Here is a 15,212-nt window from a genome sequence, read left to right on the forward strand (position 1 = left end):
ACGACTTATGGCCACGGAGGTTCCGGTTAACCGTGAAGTCTTGTCACGGAAACCCAGGCGGACGCCGACGATGCCCTACGGTTGGCCGGTGAGAAAGTCCTCTGCCTGGCACGCCCTGACCGCCGCGGTGGCGATCGGCGCGCTCGTGCTGCAGACGGCCCTGGTCATCGAGGGCGCTTCGGTCCTCGTCGACGAGAACCCGCCGACCCTGGCCACCCGGCTGATCAGGCTCGTCGCCTACTTCACGATCCAGAGCAACCTGCTGATCGCGATCGCCAGCTTCCTGCTCGCCCGCGATCCGTCGCGCGACGGCACGAGGTTCCGCTCACTGCGTCTGGCCGGCATCGTCGGCATCACGGTCACCGGCCTGGTGCACTTCTTCCTGCTGCGCCCGCTGCTCGACCTCGAGGGCGCGAGCTACGTCGCCGACAAGCTGCTGCACATGGTGGTGCCGGCGCTGGCGGTCATCGGCTGGATCGCCTTCGGGCCCCGGCCCCGGGTCGAACGACGCGCGATCGAGGTGTCCCTGGCCTGGCCCATCGCCTGGCTCGTGGTCATCCTGGTCGCGGGCGCCGCCACCGACTGGTTCCCGTACCCCTTCCTCGACTACGACGAGAAGGGCTGGGGCTCGGTGATCGTGGTGTGTGTCGCGATCACCGCCCTGTTCGGGGCCGTGATCGCGCTCTACCGGTACGCCGACCGGAAGCTCAGGACCTAGTCGCCGCGCTCCTCCAGCGCCGCCGTCAGCAACGCGACCAGTGCCTCGGTCTGCAGGTCGATCGAACCGCCCTCGACCTCTTCACCGGCGCCGTCGAGGGCCCGCGCCGCGAGGCCGGCCTTCTTGTCGATGAGCTCGGCGATCCGGGTGTCGAGGGTCTGCGTCGCGATGATCCGCCAGGCGGTCACCGGCTCGTCCTGGCCGATCCGGTGCACCCGGTCGATGGCCTGCGTCTGCTCGGCATCGGTCCACGAGAGCTCGGCGAGCACCAGGTTGGACGCGACCTGCAGGTTGAGGCCGACACCGGCTGCGGTGAGCGAGCAGACCGCGACCTGCACCTCGGGGTCGTTCACGAACGCGTCGATCGCCTTCTGGCGGGCGGTGCTGGTCTGGTCGCCGCGGATCGAGCTGTACTTGATGCCGCGCTCGGCGAAGGTCTTCTCGGCCTGGTCCATCACGTCGATGTGCTTGGCGAAGAAGACGACCTTGCCGACGTTGCGGGCCAGCTGGGCGGTGTAGTCCGCTGCGAGGCCGGCCTTGGCCTGGCCGATCCGGCGCAGCATGCCGAAGACGTTCTCGCCCGTCTTGGTCGAGTTGTCCTCCCGTTCCCAGGTCGCCACCCGGCGCACGAGGTCGTGGTCGATCCCGTCGACCACGGCTCCGCTGCGTCGCGTGGACAGCGCGGCGTCGTACCGCTCGACCATGCGGCGGGCGAGCTCCTGCTCGGCCTTGCGGATCGAGCGACCGGCTTCACCTTCGAGCTCGACCGGCATGTCGGCGATCCGGCGGGCGGGGATGTCGGCGGCGACGTCGATCTTGCGGCGGCGCACGATGCCCTCGTCGATGACGGCGCGGCGGGCAGCGGGGTAGAAGCCGAGGTCGGCCGGCGTGAGGCCGGTCTCCTCGAGCGCCTCCATCAGCTCGCCCTGCGGGACGACGTCGTCGATCCAGCCGAGGAACTGCCAGATCGCGCGGAAGTCCTCGATGTCGTTGATCAGCGGGGTGCCGGTCAGCGCCATCAGCAGCGGACGGGCGATCCGGGCGCGGATCTTCTCGGAGAGCTCCAGCACGTTCTGCGAGCGCTGGGAGCCCTTGTTCTTGATGTAGTGCGCCTCGTCGACGATCATCCCGCGGAACCCGTGGGTGGCCAGCCAGCCCGTGTGCCGGTCGAGGATCTCGTAGTTGACGATGAAGACGTCGGCGAAGCCGTCGGCGTCGTCGCCGTCACCGTGCAGCACCGTGGCGCGGCGGTTGGGGACCCAGAGGTCCACCTCGCGCGCCCAGTTCGTCTTCACGACATTGGGTACGACGGCGAGCAACGGGAACGCGCCCGCGGCTTCGGCAGCGAGCAGCGCCTGCGCGGTCTTGCCGAGGCCGGGCTCGTCGGCGAGCAGGTAGGTGCGGTGGCCCTCGGCGGCCGAGGCGATCAGCTGCGCCTGGTGCGGCATCAGCTCGCGACCGGCGGGTGCGTGCCGTCCGGTCATCGAGGTCAGCTGGTCGGCGTCCGGCAGCGGCATGCACGCCGGGGCGTCGGGAGCGGCGCGCTCGAAGGAGCGGAACAGCGGCTCGAGCAGTTCCCAGCCGGCCAGGCGACGGGGCCGGACGCGGCTACGGGCGTGCTCGAAGTCAGGGGCGAGGAACGGGTTGGCGAGCTGGCGCGCCTGCACGGACAGCGGGTACGCCCGGCGCTCGGCAGCGGCACCGTCGACGAGCTCGACGACCGGCTCCGGCTCGGGCTCCGGCTCGGCACCGGCCTTGCGGAGCAGCTCACGTCGTACGGCCTTGGCCGTCTCGGACATCTCGGCGTTCTCGTCGAGCAGCGTGAACAGCGTGCTGTCGCGGGCGGCGGTCTGGGCGAGGATCGTGGCGATCCCGTCCAGGCGCTTGAGCTCCTCGCCGCGGCGGCTGTCGGACAGCTCGGTGTCGGCCTTGACCCGGGCGCGCTCCTCGCGGGCCAGCAGGGCGACGACCTGGAACTTCGCGCGCACCTCCGGCATCGCCGAGCGGCGGGCGACCGCCGCCTCGACCTCGCGCACGGCGCGAGCGAGCTGGGGAATGATCCCCTCTTCGTTGCGACGCGTGCGCGCCGCCTGGGGGTTCCGACGCTGCTGCGTCGCTCCCCGCTGGCCTCCTCGAGCCACAGGTTTCCTTCCGATGCGGACAGGGTCCGCGAGGTTCCTTCGACGGTGACCGGGGCTCGCGCTGCTGCGGGAGTGCGCCGATCGGGTGCTCATCACCGGGTGCGCATCAGTTGCGACGTCGCTCGGTGGTGGCACCAGATTAGCGCACCCGGTTCACGCCGCGAGGGGCGTCCGTCCGCTGTACGCCGCCAGGCGGGTCAACGCGTCGGATCCCGCATCCGCGACGACCTCGTCGGCGAAGGCCCGGCCGCGCGCACCGGGGATGACCTTGGCGGCCGACCCGGCGACATGCTCGACGACAGCGTCGCTGACGGTGATCGTCGCGCCGGTCGCCTGGGCGAAGTCCCAGGCGTGCAGGAGCAGCTCGATCGAGACGATCCCGGCGAGCACGGGCGCGGGAGCCTCGCCGAACGGGCTCGTCGCCATGCCCTCGAGGCCCCGGCGGCGCCACGCCTCGATGGCGTCGGACGCGAGGGTCGAGACGGCGTCCTCGAGCGTGGGCGCCTCGGCGCGCGTCAGCTCGGCTCCGGCCATGGCGCCGAGCGACACCAGCGTGTCGAGCAGGTGGTCGGCCAGCTGGTGGACGGTGAAGTCCGCGCACGGGGTCGGCTTCTCCCGGTCGGTCGAGACGACCTGGCGAAGCACTCCCTGGAGGACGGCGAGGCTCGCCTCGGCGGCGACGACCTCGTCCATCCGCTCGGGCGCGAACGCCCATTCGTCGGGGCCGGCATCGCCCTTCGCGGCGGCGACCTCGAGGCGGCCGAGGAAGTGGTTCCAGCCCTCCTCGTGGCCGACCTCCTGCTCGGGCGTCAGGCCCTCGTGGGTGAGGGTCACGAGCGAGCCACCGTCGGTCGGCTCGACGGTGATGATCACCGTGCTGTCGACGTCCTCGGCGCCCGGCATGTCGTCCCACGCCCACTCGAGCACGACGCGTCGACCGGGCTCGACCTCGCGAACGGTGCCGGCCACGACGTTGCCCGGCGTCACGGTCCAGCGGTACTCGCCGCCGGCACGCAGGTCCACGCGCGCGGTGACGGCGGTCCACCGGCGCAGCCGCTCGGGCTGGGTGACGAGCGCGAACGCCTCGTCGGGCGAGACGGGCAGGGAGACGGTCTTCGAGAAGGTCATGGCTCTACTCCTGGTTGCGGTTGTTGTTGAGTTCGTGGGCGTCGGCGACCAGCTGGTCGAGCTCGGAGGTCCAGAACCGGTCGATCTCGGCCTGGAGCCGGCGCAGTCCGTCGGGGACGACGCGGTAGATCCGCTGCCGGCCCGACTTCTCGGCCGCGACCAGTCCCGCGTCGGCGAGGACCAGCAGGTGCTGGCTGATCGCCGAACGGGTCACCGGGAACTGGTCGGCGAGCTCGGTGACGCTCATCGGACCGGCCGCGAGCAGCTGCAGCAGACGGCGCCGGCTGGGCTCCGCGGCTGCACTGAACGGGTCGGTCATGATCGATACGTTAGCCGTCACTAACGCATTTATCAACAGCCCTCCGCATTCACAGGTTCCCGACAGGTCCGCCGCAGCGCAGACCTTGGCTCGCGGCGGAGTGTCGTCCCCAGGCCACCACCGAGGTGGGCCACGGAGAGGAGCACTTGATGAGCACGTACCGGATGAGGGCCGCGGCCCTCCTGACCGCCGGCGCCGTTGCCGGCGGCGTCACCGCCGCCACCCTGACCGCCACCGCGGACGAGGGCACCCCCAGCGCGACCGTCAGCGCCGACGGCCACCCCGGTCCGGGAGGTCCTGGTGGCCACGGCCGCGGCGGCGCACACGTCGACACGGCCGCGCTGGCCAAGGCGCTCGGCCTGACCGAGGACAAGCTCACCGCCGCACTCGAGGCAGTCCGGGAGGACCTCAAGCCCGCGGACCGGGAGAAGCCGGCCGACGGGAAGAGGCCGGCGCCGCCCACCGACGAGGAGCGGGCCGACCGCGAGGCCGCCCTGGCCAAGGCACTCGCCGACGAGCTCGGCCTCGACGAGGCCAAGGTGGCCGACGCGCTGGACACCCTGCGCGATGCCCAGAAGGCCGAGCGTCGTACGGACCTGTCGGAACGACTCGACACGGCCGTCAAGGACGGCGACCTGACCGACGCCGACAAGGCGTCGGTCCTCAAGGCGTACGACGCCGGGGTGCTCGGCGGGCGCTGATCAGCACCCGCCGGGCACTGGCCGCCGGGCACTGGCCGCCGGTCGCCTACAACCCCACCGCGTGGCGACCGGCGGCCACCAGGGTGTCCTCCGGCGTGAGGGGGTGGAACTTCGCGGCCCGGATGTCGCGGTAGCTGCGCTCGATCACGGAGCCCTTGAAGAACGCACTGCCGCCGGCGACCTCCATCGCGAGGTCGCAGACCTCGATGCCGGCCCGGGCGACCTCGGCCTTGGCGGCCATCACCGCCAGGAAGGTGTCGTACGACGGCGCGGGGTCGTCGCCCACCAGGGCCAGTGCGCCGTCGAGGGCCCAGCTCGCCACCTGGAGCTTCGTGCGCATCAGGCCGACCTGGCGCTGCACGAGCACGTCGTCCCTGCGCCGGGCCGCGGCCGTGACGGCGGCTTCGTAGGCGGCCTCGGCGACACCGAGGTAGGCACCGGAGACGATCGGGAACGCGACGCTCGCGATCACCTGGAGCGGCGGGTCGACGACACCCCAGGGGCGGTTGGCGAGCACCTTCTCCTCGGGCACGAACACGTCGGCGAGGTCGACGTCGTTGCTCGCCGTCCCCCGCATGCCGAGGGTGTTCCAGTTGTCGGCGACGGTGACGCCCTCGGCGGTGACGGGGACGGCCATGTTGAGGACGCGCCGGCCCTGCTCGGGGTCGTCGAAGCCGAACATCGTGGACAGCACGTCGCCGTGGCCGGACTGGCTGGCGAAGCGCTTGCGGCCGGTGACGCGGTAGCCGCCGTCGACCTTCACCGCCTCGCCCTGCGGGTGGGTGAAGTCGCCGCCGCCGGTGGACACCAGGAGGATGCCCTCCTCGGCGACCCGGCGCAGGGTCGCCTCGGCGCCCGGCAGCCCGCGGCGGTAGCGCCAGGCCGTGAACGCGACGACGTGCTGGTGCATGGAGCTGGCCAGCGCGGTGGAGCCACAGTGGTGGCCGAGCTCGCGCTGCATCGCGGTCAGCTCGGCGATGGTGGCGCCGTCGCCCCCGAGCTCGACGGGGACGGCGGCCCGGAGCAGGCCGGCGCCCCGCAGGGCGTCGTACGCCTCGGAGACGAAGGTGCCCTCGACGTCGTGGCGGGAGGCGTGGGCGGCGAGCTCGGGGCCGAGGGCGGCGGCGCGGGCAAGGGGCGTGGCAACGCTCATGGCGTCGCTCTTGAGTTCGGTGATGGTCATGTCATCAATGTCCGACGATCCGGATCCGGCATCCAGTCCACAAAAGTGACCCGGGTGGTCCAAATTCAGGACTTCCACCCGGGCAGCCGCGGGACCACCATGAGCCCATGCCCGACTACGGCAACTTCTGCCCCGTGTCCATGGCCGCCGAGGTCGTCGCGGACCGCTGGACGCCGCTGATCATCCGCGAGCTCGTGCTCGGCAACACGCGGTTCAACGACATCGCCCGCGCGATGCCGGGGATCTCGCGGTCCCTGCTCGTGCAGCGACTGCGGCACCTCGAGAAGCGAGGGGTGCTGGACACGTGGCCCTCCCCCACGGGGCGCGGCAGCGAGTACCACCTGACGCCGGCCGGCCGGGACCTCGAGCGGGTGATCGACAGCCTCGGCCGGTGGGCGATCGAGTGGCTCTTCGACGAGCTGCGCCCGCACGACGTGTCGCCGACGACCCTGATGTGGTGGATGCACCGGCGGGTCGACCACGGTCGACTGCCGCCCGGGCGGACCGTCGTGGAGTTCCGGCACACCGCACCCGACCCGGTGTCGATCTGGCTGGTCATGGAGCACGCCGAGGTCTCGGTGTGCCTGCAGCACCCGGGCTTCGAGGTCGACGTCGAGGTCACCGCGGCCACGCCGGCCCTCGCCGACGTGTTCCAGGGCTACTGCAGCTGGTCCGAGGCGGTGGACGCCGGCCGGATCGAGGTCGCCGGGCCGCCGCGGCTGGTCAGGGCACTGCCGCGGTGGTTCCTGTGGAGCCCGTGGGCCGACGTCACGCGGGAGCGGACGGACCGGGCCCTGAACACATAGACGTTTGTCTATATCTGCTGTACTGTCCTGACATCGACGTTCATCTATGTCAGGAGATCACCATGTCCGACCCCCTCGTCGGCCCCCTCGTCGGCCCCCTCGTCGTCATCGGCGCCGGCCCGATCGGCCTCGCTGCAGCGGCGCACGCCCACGCACGCGGCCTGCCGGTCGTCGTACTCGAGCAGGGGGCGGACGCCGGCAGCGCGGTCAGCGAGTGGGGCCACGTCCGGCTGTTCTCGCCGTGGTCCGAGCTGGTCGACCCGGTGGCGCGCGAGCTGCTGGGCGACACCTGGCCCGCACCGGACGAACGCGCCTTCCCGACCGGGGCTGACTGGGTCGCCGGCTACCTCGCTCCCCTGGCGGCCGCACTCTCCGCGACCGGCACCGTCGACGTCCGCTTCGGGCACCGGGTCACCGGCGTGGCCCGCCGTGGCCGCGACCTCGTCGTCGACGCCGGTCGGGACACCGAGCCGTTCGTGCTCCACCTCGAGACCGCGGACGGGCCGACGACCCTCGTGGCGTCGTCGGTCATCGATGCGTCCGGCACCTGGGGCTCCCCCAACCCGCTCGGGACCGACGGGTACGCAGCCCCCGGCGAGCGCGAGCACGCCGACCGGATCACCTACGGCATGCCCGACCTCGGCGACCCGGCCATCGAGGCTCGCTACGCCGGCAAGCACGTCGCGGTCGCCGGCACCGGCGCCTCGGCACAGAACGTCCTCGTCGCCCTCGGCCGCCTCGCCGCCAGCGCCCCCGACACCCGCGTCTCGTGGCTGGTCCGGCGTTCCGACGCAGGGTTCGGCGGCGGCGACAACGACCAGCTGGTGGAGCGCGGCGCACTGGGCAAGCGCGCGGAGCAGGTGGCGTCCTCCGGCCTCGTCTCCCGTCGTACGACGTTCAGGACGACTGCGGTCGCCTCCGACCCGGACGGCCGGCTCCGGCTCACCTCGGCCGACGGCCAGGTGGTCGACGGCGTCGACCAGGTCGTCGTCGTGACCGGGTTCCGTCCGGATCTCGCGATCCTGTCCGAGGTGCGACTCGACCTCGACCCCGTGCTGCAGTCGCCGCGAACCCTGGCGCCGCTGATCGACCCGAACGTCCACTCCTGCGGCACGGTCTACCCGCACGGCGCGGCCGAGCTGGCCCAGCCGGAAGCGGGGTTCTTCGTCGCCGGCATGAAGTCCTACGGCCGCGCGCCGTCGTTCCTGACCCTGACCGGGTTCGAGCAGGTGCGCAGCATCGTCGCGGAGATCGCGGGCGACCACGAGTCGGCCGCGCGGGTCGAGCTCGTCCTGCCCGAGTCGGGCGTGTGCGGCGGCTCCGGATCCTTCGACGAGGCCGAGGGCGGCGGTGGCTGCTGCGCGCCGGAGCAGGAACTGTTCACCCTCTCGCTACCCAGCTAGACATCGACGTCTGTCAACATAGACACATGTCGAAGTCTCTCGAGCTCACCCCGGTGGAGACCGTGGCCTGCTGCTCGCCCCTGATGAGCGAGCCGATCAGCACCGACCAGGCCGACCGGATCGCCCCGTTGCTCAAGGCCCTGGCCGACCCGGTCCGGCTCCGCCTGCTGTCGCTGGTCGGCGCGCACGCCGACGGCGAGGCCTGCGTCTGCGACCTCAACGACGCCTTCGACCTGTCGCAACCGACGATCAGCCACCACCTCAAGGTGCTGCACGAGGTGGGCCTGCTCGACCGCGAGAAGCGCGGCGTGTGGGTCTACTACCGCGTGAACGCCGCAGCTCTCGCCGACCTGTCCGGGCTGCTCGGGCGGGGCGTCAGGTGACGCTCGCCCGCGCCGCGGCCGCCGAGCTCATCGGCACGGCGCTCCTGGTCGCGACCGTCGTCGGCTCGGGGATCATGGCGACCCGCCTCTCGCCCGACGACGTCGGCCTGCAGCTGCTGCAGAACAGCCTCGCCACCGGCGCCGTCCTGGTCGCCCTGATCCTCACGCTGCAGCCGGTCTCGGCCGCGTTCAACCCGGTGGTCTCGCTGGTCGAGGCGCTCCTCGGCCGGATCACCGCGTCGACGGCGGCCGTGCTCACGGCCGCCCAGGTCGTCGGGGCCGTCGTGGGCGCCGTACTCGCCAACCTGATGTTCGACCTCGACGCCGTCTCGATCTCGACCACCGAACGCACCGGCAGCCACCTCTGGTTCGCCGAGGGTGTCGCCACCTTCGGCCTGGTGCTCGTCGTGTTCGGCGGCATCCGGACCGGACGGACCGAGACGCTGGCCTTCGCGGTCGGCGGCTACATCGCGGCGGCGTACTGGTTCACCTCGTCCACGAGCTTTGCCAACCCGGCCGTCACGATCGGCCGGATCTTCTCCGACACGTTCGCCGGCATCGACCCGGCGTCGGTCGCCCTGTTCGTCCTGATGCAGCTCGTCGGCGCGCTCGTCGCCTACGGCGCCGTCCGCCTGCTCTTCCCTGACCCGATCTCCAAGGAGACCCCCGCATGAGCAAGCCCACCGTCCTCTTCGTCTGCGTCCACAACGCCGGTCGCTCCCAGATGGCCGCGGGCTTCCTGCAGTCGCTGGCCGGCGACCGGATCGACGTCCTGTCGGCCGGTTCGCAGCCCGCCGACCAGATCAACCCGATGGCCGTCGAGGCGATGCGCGAGGTCGGCATCGACATCGCGGGCGAGCAGCCGAAGGTGCTCACCACGGAGTCCGTGCAGGCGTCCGACGTCGTGATCACGATGGGCTGCGGTGACGAGTGCCCGTACTTCCCGGGCAAGCGCTACGAGGACTGGAAGCTCGACGACCCGGCCGGCCAGGGCCTCGAGGCCGTGCGGCCGATCCGCGACGAGATCCGCGGGCGGATCGAGGAGCTCATCGCCTCCCTCGTCTGACACTATGCAACTTGTTGCAGATCACACCCTGCAACTAGTTGCATAGCCGCTCGGGATCGTGCACGCTGGTGCCATGGCCCTCGAGCACGCGATCCTTGTCTCGCTCAGCGAGCGCGCCGCGTCCGGCTCCGACCTGACCCGCCGCTTCGACGCGTCGATCGGCTACTTCTGGACCGCCACGCACCAGCAGATCTACCGCGTGCTGGGCCGGATGGAGTCCGACGGGTGGATCACGGCCGAGGCGATCCCGCAGGCCGATCGCCCCACCAAGAAGGTCTACGCCGTCACCGACGCCGGCCTGGCCGAGCTGCGTCGCTGGATCGCCGAGCCCACCGTGCCCGACCCGGTGCGCAGCTCGCTCGGCGTGAAGATGCGGGCCGCCTCCCTCGGTGACCGCGCGGCCCTGGTCGACGACCTGCGCCGCCAGCTCGACGAGCACACCAAGCGGCTCTCGCTCTACGAGTTCCTCGAGAACCGCGACTTCCCCGACCCCGGCGCGCTGTCCGGCGCTGCCCTCGACATCTACCTCGTGCTGCGTGGCGGTCTCCTCATGGAGGAGTTCTGGATCCGCTGGCTGACCGAGTACCTCGACGCCCACACCGCTGCACCCGTCACCGAACAGCAGGAGAACCGATGACCAGCTACCCCCTCCTCACCTCGCGCGCCACCGTCGGCGGCCTCGACCTCCAGTCGCGTGCCGTGATGGGTTCGATGCACACCGGGCTCGAGGACCGCCCGTGGCACATCGACGAGCTGTCGGCGTACTTCGCCGAGCGCGCCCGCGGCGGCGTCGGCCTGATCGTGACGGGCGGCTACTCCCCCAACGTCCGAGGCTGGCTGCTGCCCTTCGGCTCGCAGATGACCACGCGCCTCAACGCGCACCGGCACCAGCGGGTGACCGAGGCGGTGCACGCCGAGGGCGGAAAGATCGCGCTCCAGCTGCTGCACGCCGGCCGCTACGGCTACACGCCGTTCAGCGTCTCCGCGAGCGCCACCAAGTCCCCCATCACGCCGTTCAAGGCGTCCGCCCTGTCCACCCGCGCTGTCGAGCGGACGATCGACGACTTCGTCGCCTCGGCGAAGCTCGCGAAGAAGGCGGGGTACGACGGCATCGAGGTGATGGGGTCCGAGGGCTACCTCATCAACCAGTTCATCGCGTCGCGCACCAACCGTCGTACCGACAAGTGGGGCGGCAGCGCCGAGAACCGGATGCGCTTCCCCGTCGAGATCGTGCGCCGGATCCGCCAGGAGCTGCCCGACTTCTTCGTGATGTACCGCCTCTCTCTGCTCGACCTCGTGCCCGACGGGCAGACCTGGGACGAGACCGTCGAGCTGGCCCACAAGCTCGAGGAGGCCGGCGCGAGCGTGTTCAACACGGGCATCGGCTGGCACGAGGCGCGGGTTCCCACGATCGTGACGAGCGTGCCGCGCGCCGCGTGGGCGGACAGCACGCTGCGGCTCAAGGCGGAGGTCGGCATCCCGGTCTGCGCGAGCAACCGGATCAACACCCCCGACGTCGCGGAATCCCTGCTGGAGCAGGGCATCGACCTCATCTCGATGGCGCGGCCGTTCCTGGCCGACCCCGACATCGTGTCGAAGGCCCGGGCCGGTCGCGCCGACGAGATCAACACCTGCATCGGCTGCAACCAGGCCTGCCTGGACCACACGTTCAAGAACCAGCGCGCCTCGTGCCTGGTCAACCCGCGCGCCTGCCACGAGACCACGCTGGTGCTGGGCGCGACCCGGTCCGCCAAGCGCGTTGCCGTCGTCGGCGGTGGTCCGGCCGGTCTCGCGACCGCCGTCAGCGCGGCCGAGCGCGGCCACGACGTGACGCTGTTCGAGGCGTCCGAGGAGCTCGGCGGCCAGTTCCGCCTCGCCATGCAGATCCCCGGCAAGGAGGAGTTCGCCGAGACGCTGCGCTACTACCGCCGCCGGATGGAGGTCCTCGGCGTCAACGTGAAGCTCTCCACGCGGGCCACCCCGGAGCAGCTGACCGGCTTCGACGAGGTCGTCGTCGCGACCGGCGTCGAGCCGCGGACGCCGTCGGTCCCCGGCATCACGCACCCGAAGGTCGTGTCGTACCCCGACGCGATCACGGGTCGCGTCGAGATCGGCGCCAAGGTCGCCGTGATGGGCGCGGGCGGCATCGGCTTCGACGTGTCCGAGCTGCTGGCGCACGTACCCGAGACCCTCGAGGAGTGGAAGGCCAACTGGGGCGTCGCGGACCCTGCCGTCGTACGCGGCGGTGTGACCGACAAGCTGCCGCGCACCCCGAAGCGCGAGGTGTGGCTGTTGCAGCGCAAGGAGACCGCGCAGGGCAAGGGCCTGGGCAAGACGTCCGGCTGGGTGCACCGCGCGGTCGTCAAGGACCTCGGCGTCCACCAGATCAGCGGCGTGACCTACGACCGCGTCTCCGACGAGGGCCTGCACATCACCGTCGACGGCAAGACGCAGGTGCTCGACGTCGACCACATCGTGCTCTGCACCGGCCAGGAATCCGTCCGGAGCCTGTACGACGACCTGCTGGCCGCGAGCTTCCCCGGCTCCGTGCACCTGATCGGTGGGGCCGACGTCGCCGCCGAGGTGGACGCGAAGCGTGCGATCAAGCAGGGCACCGAGCTGGCGGCGGCGCTGTGAGCGCCTTCCGGGCGGCGGTCGAGTCGCGCGATGTCGAGGCCATCGGCGCACTCCTGGCCGACGACGTGGTCTTCCGCAGCCCGGTGGCCCACAAGCCGTACGAGGGCAAGAAGATCACCGCCGCGATCCTGGCCAACGTGATCGAGGTCTTCGAGGACTTCCACTACGTCCGCGAGCTCGCCGACGACACCGGCCACGCGCTGGTCTTCGAGGCGAAGGTCGCGGGGCTGCAGATCACCGGCTGCGACTTCCTCGTCCTCGACGACGACGGCCTGATCACCGACTTCATGGTGATGGTCCGCCCGCTGAAGGCCGCGCACGCGCTGGCCGAGGCCATGGGCGCACGGTTCGACAAGATCGTGGAGATGGCCTCCGCCTGACAAAGGTGCACGAAGTGTGGCAATTGGGACCACGAAGTGCGGCAGTTGGGGGCACGAGGTGTCACACCTCGAACCCCGAATTGCCACACTTCGTGGGCACCTCGCCAGCGAAACCCTCGCACTGCGTGCCACCGGGTTGTCCGTGTCTCCCCCTAGGGTGGACGGATGGGGATCGAGTTCCAGAATGTCGGGAAGACCTATCCGGACGGCACGGTGGCGGTCGCGGACTTCTCCTGCACGATTCCCTCGCACCGGACGCTGGCGCTGGTCGGGTCGTCGGGATCGGGCAAGACCACGCTGATGCGGATGGTCAACCGGATGGTCGATGCGACCGTCGGGGCGGTGCTGATCGACGGCCGTGACGTGCGCGAGCTCGACAAGGTGGCATTGCGCCGGTCGATCGGCTACGTCCCGCAGGCCGGTGGCCTGCTCCCCCACCGCCGGGTGATCGACAACGTCGCGACCGTCCCGGTCCTCAACGGCACGCCGAAGAAGGCGGCTCGTGAGGCCGCCCTGGGCCTGCTCACGACGGTCGGCCTCGACCACTCGCTGGCGAAGCGCTACCCCGGCCAGCTGTCCGGGGGCCAGCAGCAGCGCGTCGCCGTCGCGCGAGCGCTCGCGTCCGAGCCCAACATCCTGCTGATGGACGAGCCGTTCGGTGCGGTCGACCCGATCGTGCGGCGCGACCTCCAGGACCAGCTGCTCCAGCTGCAGGCCGAGCTCGGCAAGACCATCGTCCTGGTCACCCACGACATCGACGAGGCGTTCCGGGTCGGCGACGAGGTCGTGATCCTCAAGACCGGCGGGATCATCGCGCAGGTCGGCACACCGCAGGAGATCGTCGCCGCACCGGCCGACGACTTCGTGCGCGACTTCGTCGGCACCGACCGCGCGGAGCGGACCTTGCGCACCATCCACCTCGACGGCCAGCAGGTCGTCGTCGACGGCGACGACCGCCCGGTCGGAGTGCTCAAGGCATGACCTGGCTCGACCTCAACCGCGACCTCGTCCTGGACCTCCTCGGCCAGCACGTGCGCCTCGCGGTGCCCGCGGTCCTCATCAGCATCGTCGTCGCGATCGTCCTCGGCCGGATCGCCTGGCGCTGGCCCCGCGTCGGCACGGTCGTCCTCGGCGCCGCCAGCCTGCTGTACTCCGTGCCCGCGCTCCCGCTGCTGATCGTCGTCCCGGTGGTCCTGTCGGTCCCGCTGCGCAGCGAGACCAACCTGATCGTGGCGCTGGCCATCTACGGCACCGCCCTGCTCGCGGGTACGGCGGCCGACGCGTTCCGTTCGGTCGACGCTCGTGTGCGTGAGGCTGCCGAGGCGATGGGCTATTCGCCGACCGGCATCTTCTGGCGGGTGGACCTTCCCCTTGCGCTCCCGGTGCTCGTCTCCGGCATCCGCGTGGTGACGGTCAGCACGGTCAGCCTCGTCACGATCGGTGCCCTGGTCGGCATCTCGAGCCTCGGCAGCCTGCTGACCGACGGCTTCCAGCGCAACATCCGCGAGGAGGTCGCGACCGGTGTGATCGGCACGATGCTGCTCGCCGTCGTGCTGGACCTGCTGATCGTCGCGGCCGGACGCGCCATGACCCCCTGGCAGCGCAGCAGCACCACGAAGACGAAAGCAGGTGCGTCGGCATGAGCCTCTTCGGCGACGCCCTCAACTGGATCGGCGACGGCGCCCACTGGGGCGGCCCCGGCGGCATCGACACGCGGATCCTGCAGCACCTGTGGGTCACCTTCGCAGCGGTCGGCATCGCCGCCGTACTCGCCATGCCGCTCGGCATCCTGATCGGCCACACCGGCCGCGGGCGACTCCTCGTCGTGGCCGTCGCCGGCGCCGTCCGCGCCGTCCCGACGCTGGGCCTGCTCACCCTGCTCGGACTGTGGCTCGGCATCGGCGTCGAGGCGCCACTGCTCGCCCTGGTCGCCCTCGGCTTCCCGTCACTGCTGGCCGGTGCGTACGCCGGCATCGAGTCCGCCGACGACGGCGCGGTCGACGCCGCCCGGGCGATCGGGATGAGCGAGTGGCAGATCGTCACCCGCGTCGAGATCCCCCTCGGCGCCGACGTCCTGATCGGCGGGATCCGCGCCGCCACACTGCAGATCGTGGCCACGGCCACCCTGGCGGCGTACATCTCCGACACCGGCCTGGGCCGCTACCTCTTCGCCGGCCTCAAGACCCGCGACTACCCGCAGATGCTGGCCGGTGCGCTGCTCGTCGCCGGCCTCGCCCTGCTCCTCGATCTCGCGCTCGGAGCCCTCCAGCGCGCCAGCCGGGGCCACACCCCCTCCCCGGGCTCCCCGACCCGCAGTCCCGCCGGGGCTGCGCCTTCGAAAGGTTGA

The 15,212-nt window shown here is 71.3% G+C and carries 17 protein-coding genes; 13 read left to right on the plus strand and 4 right to left on the minus strand.

Translation table 11 applies throughout. The features are described from left to right. The first annotated feature begins 88 nt into the window (after positions 1–88). Positions 89–718, plus strand: coding sequence for a Pr6Pr family membrane protein (locus ACOACQ_RS02460; RefSeq protein WP_420287528.1), 630 nt, complete (start codon positions 89–91; stop codon positions 716–718). Here ACOACQ_RS02460 and ACOACQ_RS02465 read toward each other — a convergent pair. The 3 genes from ACOACQ_RS02465 to ACOACQ_RS02475 all read right to left on the minus strand — a co-directional run bounded on the left by ACOACQ_RS02465 (position 715) and on the right by ACOACQ_RS02475 (position 4,306). Further along, the gene (locus tag ACOACQ_RS02465) at positions 715–2,859 is read right to left on the minus strand and encodes a DEAD/DEAH box helicase (protein ID WP_420287529.1); all 2,145 of its coding nucleotides are present in this window, start codon (positions 2,857–2,859) and stop codon (positions 715–717) included. The two genes, ACOACQ_RS02460 and ACOACQ_RS02465, sit on opposite strands and share 4 nt — an antisense overlap. 153 nt (positions 2,860–3,012) lie before the next feature. Next, positions 3,013–3,987 carry a TIGR03086 family metal-binding protein gene (locus tag ACOACQ_RS02470; RefSeq protein ID WP_420287530.1) on the minus strand — a complete coding sequence of 325 codons (975 nt, stop codon included), beginning with the start codon at positions 3,985–3,987 and terminating at the stop codon, positions 3,013–3,015. 4 nt (positions 3,988–3,991) lie between these two features. Continuing rightward, on the minus strand, positions 3,992–4,306 hold the full coding sequence (locus tag ACOACQ_RS02475; protein WP_378598613.1) for an ArsR/SmtB family transcription factor: 315 nt from the start codon (positions 4,304–4,306) through the stop codon (positions 3,992–3,994). A gap of 149 nt (positions 4,307–4,455) precedes the next feature. On the opposite strand from ACOACQ_RS02475, the gene ACOACQ_RS02480 reads away from it, so the two are divergent. Further along, positions 4,456–5,007 (plus strand): hypothetical protein, encoded by a 552-nt coding sequence (locus tag ACOACQ_RS02480; protein ID WP_420287531.1) that lies wholly within the window; start codon positions 4,456–4,458, stop codon positions 5,005–5,007. A gap of 46 nt (positions 5,008–5,053) precedes the next feature. Here the strand turns inward: ACOACQ_RS02480 and ACOACQ_RS02485 are convergent, their stop codons facing one another. Continuing rightward, a complete protein-coding gene (locus ACOACQ_RS02485) occupies positions 5,054–6,190 on the minus strand; it encodes an acyl-CoA dehydrogenase family protein (RefSeq protein ID WP_378598622.1) in 1,137 nt (378 codons plus the stop codon). Positions 6,191–6,297: 107 nt separating this feature from the next. Here ACOACQ_RS02485 and ACOACQ_RS02490 point away from each other — a divergent pair, with 107 nt between their 5' ends. From ACOACQ_RS02490 to ACOACQ_RS02540, 11 genes are all read left to right on the plus strand, one after another. Continuing rightward, positions 6,298–6,996 carry a winged helix-turn-helix transcriptional regulator gene (locus ACOACQ_RS02490; protein ID WP_420287532.1) on the plus strand — a complete coding sequence of 233 codons (699 nt, stop codon included), beginning with the start codon at positions 6,298–6,300 and terminating at the stop codon, positions 6,994–6,996. Between the two features lie 62 nt (positions 6,997–7,058). Then, entirely contained in the window at positions 7,059–8,399 is a 1,341-nt protein-coding gene (locus ACOACQ_RS02495) for an NAD(P)-binding domain-containing protein (protein ID WP_420287533.1), read from the plus strand. A 26-nt stretch (positions 8,400–8,425) separates the two neighbouring features. Next, a complete protein-coding gene (locus tag ACOACQ_RS02500) occupies positions 8,426–8,782 on the plus strand; it encodes an ArsR/SmtB family transcription factor (RefSeq protein WP_182380212.1) in 357 nt (118 codons plus the stop codon). Then, positions 8,779–9,456 carry an aquaporin gene (locus ACOACQ_RS02505; protein WP_378598632.1) on the plus strand — a complete coding sequence of 226 codons (678 nt, stop codon included), beginning with the start codon at positions 8,779–8,781 and terminating at the stop codon, positions 9,454–9,456. The genes ACOACQ_RS02500 and ACOACQ_RS02505 overlap by 4 nt, the downstream gene beginning before the upstream one ends. Further along, positions 9,453–9,848, plus strand: coding sequence for an arsenate reductase ArsC (locus ACOACQ_RS02510; RefSeq protein WP_420287534.1), 396 nt, complete (start codon positions 9,453–9,455; stop codon positions 9,846–9,848). Before ACOACQ_RS02505 ends, ACOACQ_RS02510 begins: the two co-directional genes overlap by 4 nt. Positions 9,849–9,921: 73 nt before the next feature. Then, positions 9,922–10,485, plus strand: coding sequence for a PadR family transcriptional regulator (locus ACOACQ_RS02515; protein WP_378598638.1), 564 nt, complete (start codon positions 9,922–9,924; stop codon positions 10,483–10,485). Next, positions 10,482–12,485: an FAD-dependent oxidoreductase gene (locus ACOACQ_RS02520; RefSeq protein ID WP_420287535.1), complete on the plus strand. Its 2,004-nt coding sequence runs from the start codon at positions 10,482–10,484 to the stop codon at positions 12,483–12,485. Before ACOACQ_RS02515 ends, ACOACQ_RS02520 begins: the two co-directional genes overlap by 4 nt. Next, positions 12,482–12,865: a nuclear transport factor 2 family protein gene (locus tag ACOACQ_RS02525; protein ID WP_420287536.1), complete on the plus strand. Its 384-nt coding sequence runs from the start codon at positions 12,482–12,484 to the stop codon at positions 12,863–12,865. The genes ACOACQ_RS02520 and ACOACQ_RS02525 overlap by 4 nt, the downstream gene beginning before the upstream one ends. Before the next feature lie 165 nt (positions 12,866–13,030). Next, positions 13,031–13,846, plus strand: coding sequence for an ABC transporter ATP-binding protein (locus ACOACQ_RS02530; RefSeq protein ID WP_378598647.1), 816 nt, complete (start codon positions 13,031–13,033; stop codon positions 13,844–13,846). Then, entirely contained in the window at positions 13,843–14,508 is a 666-nt protein-coding gene (locus ACOACQ_RS02535; protein WP_420287537.1) for an ABC transporter permease, read from the plus strand. The genes ACOACQ_RS02530 and ACOACQ_RS02535 overlap by 4 nt, the downstream gene beginning before the upstream one ends. Next, positions 14,505–15,212, plus strand: a complete 708-nt coding sequence (locus ACOACQ_RS02540; protein WP_420287538.1) for an ABC transporter permease — start codon at positions 14,505–14,507, stop codon at positions 15,210–15,212. Before ACOACQ_RS02535 ends, ACOACQ_RS02540 begins: the two co-directional genes overlap by 4 nt.

Origin of the sequence: Nocardioides sp. CPCC 206347, assembly GCF_048654605.1 — a bacterium.
Lineage (GTDB): Bacteria > Actinomycetota > Actinomycetes > Propionibacteriales > Nocardioidaceae > Nocardioides.

What these genes read in the sequence shown, in the direction of transcription:
- ACOACQ_RS02470 (WP_420287530.1), bottom strand. Translation starts at nt 3,987, where the DNA reads ATGACCTTCTCGAAGACCGTCTCCCTGCCCGTCTCGCCCGACGAGGCG.
- ACOACQ_RS02475 (WP_378598613.1), bottom strand. Translation starts at nt 4,306, where the DNA reads ATGACCGACCCGTTCAGTGCAGCCGCGGAGCCCAGCCGGCGCCGTCTG.
- ACOACQ_RS02480 (WP_420287531.1), top strand. Translation starts at nt 4,456, where the DNA reads ATGAGCACGTACCGGATGAGGGCCGCGGCCCTCCTGACCGCCGGCGCC.
- ACOACQ_RS02485 (WP_378598622.1), bottom strand. Translation starts at nt 6,190, where the DNA reads ATGACCATCACCGAACTCAAGAGCGACGCCATGAGCGTTGCCACGCCC.
- ACOACQ_RS02490 (WP_420287532.1), top strand. Translation starts at nt 6,298, where the DNA reads ATGCCCGACTACGGCAACTTCTGCCCCGTGTCCATGGCCGCCGAGGTC.
- ACOACQ_RS02495 (WP_420287533.1), top strand. Translation starts at nt 7,059, where the DNA reads ATGTCCGACCCCCTCGTCGGCCCCCTCGTCGGCCCCCTCGTCGTCATC.
- ACOACQ_RS02500 (WP_182380212.1), top strand. Translation starts at nt 8,426, where the DNA reads ATGTCGAAGTCTCTCGAGCTCACCCCGGTGGAGACCGTGGCCTGCTGC.
- ACOACQ_RS02510 (WP_420287534.1), top strand. Translation starts at nt 9,453, where the DNA reads ATGAGCAAGCCCACCGTCCTCTTCGTCTGCGTCCACAACGCCGGTCGC.
- ACOACQ_RS02515 (WP_378598638.1), top strand. Translation starts at nt 9,922, where the DNA reads ATGGCCCTCGAGCACGCGATCCTTGTCTCGCTCAGCGAGCGCGCCGCG.
- ACOACQ_RS02520 (WP_420287535.1), top strand. Translation starts at nt 10,482, where the DNA reads ATGACCAGCTACCCCCTCCTCACCTCGCGCGCCACCGTCGGCGGCCTC.
- ACOACQ_RS02530 (WP_378598647.1), top strand. Translation starts at nt 13,031, where the DNA reads ATGGGGATCGAGTTCCAGAATGTCGGGAAGACCTATCCGGACGGCACG.
- ACOACQ_RS02535 (WP_420287537.1), top strand. Translation starts at nt 13,843, where the DNA reads ATGACCTGGCTCGACCTCAACCGCGACCTCGTCCTGGACCTCCTCGGC.
- ACOACQ_RS02540 (WP_420287538.1), top strand. Translation starts at nt 14,505, where the DNA reads ATGAGCCTCTTCGGCGACGCCCTCAACTGGATCGGCGACGGCGCCCAC.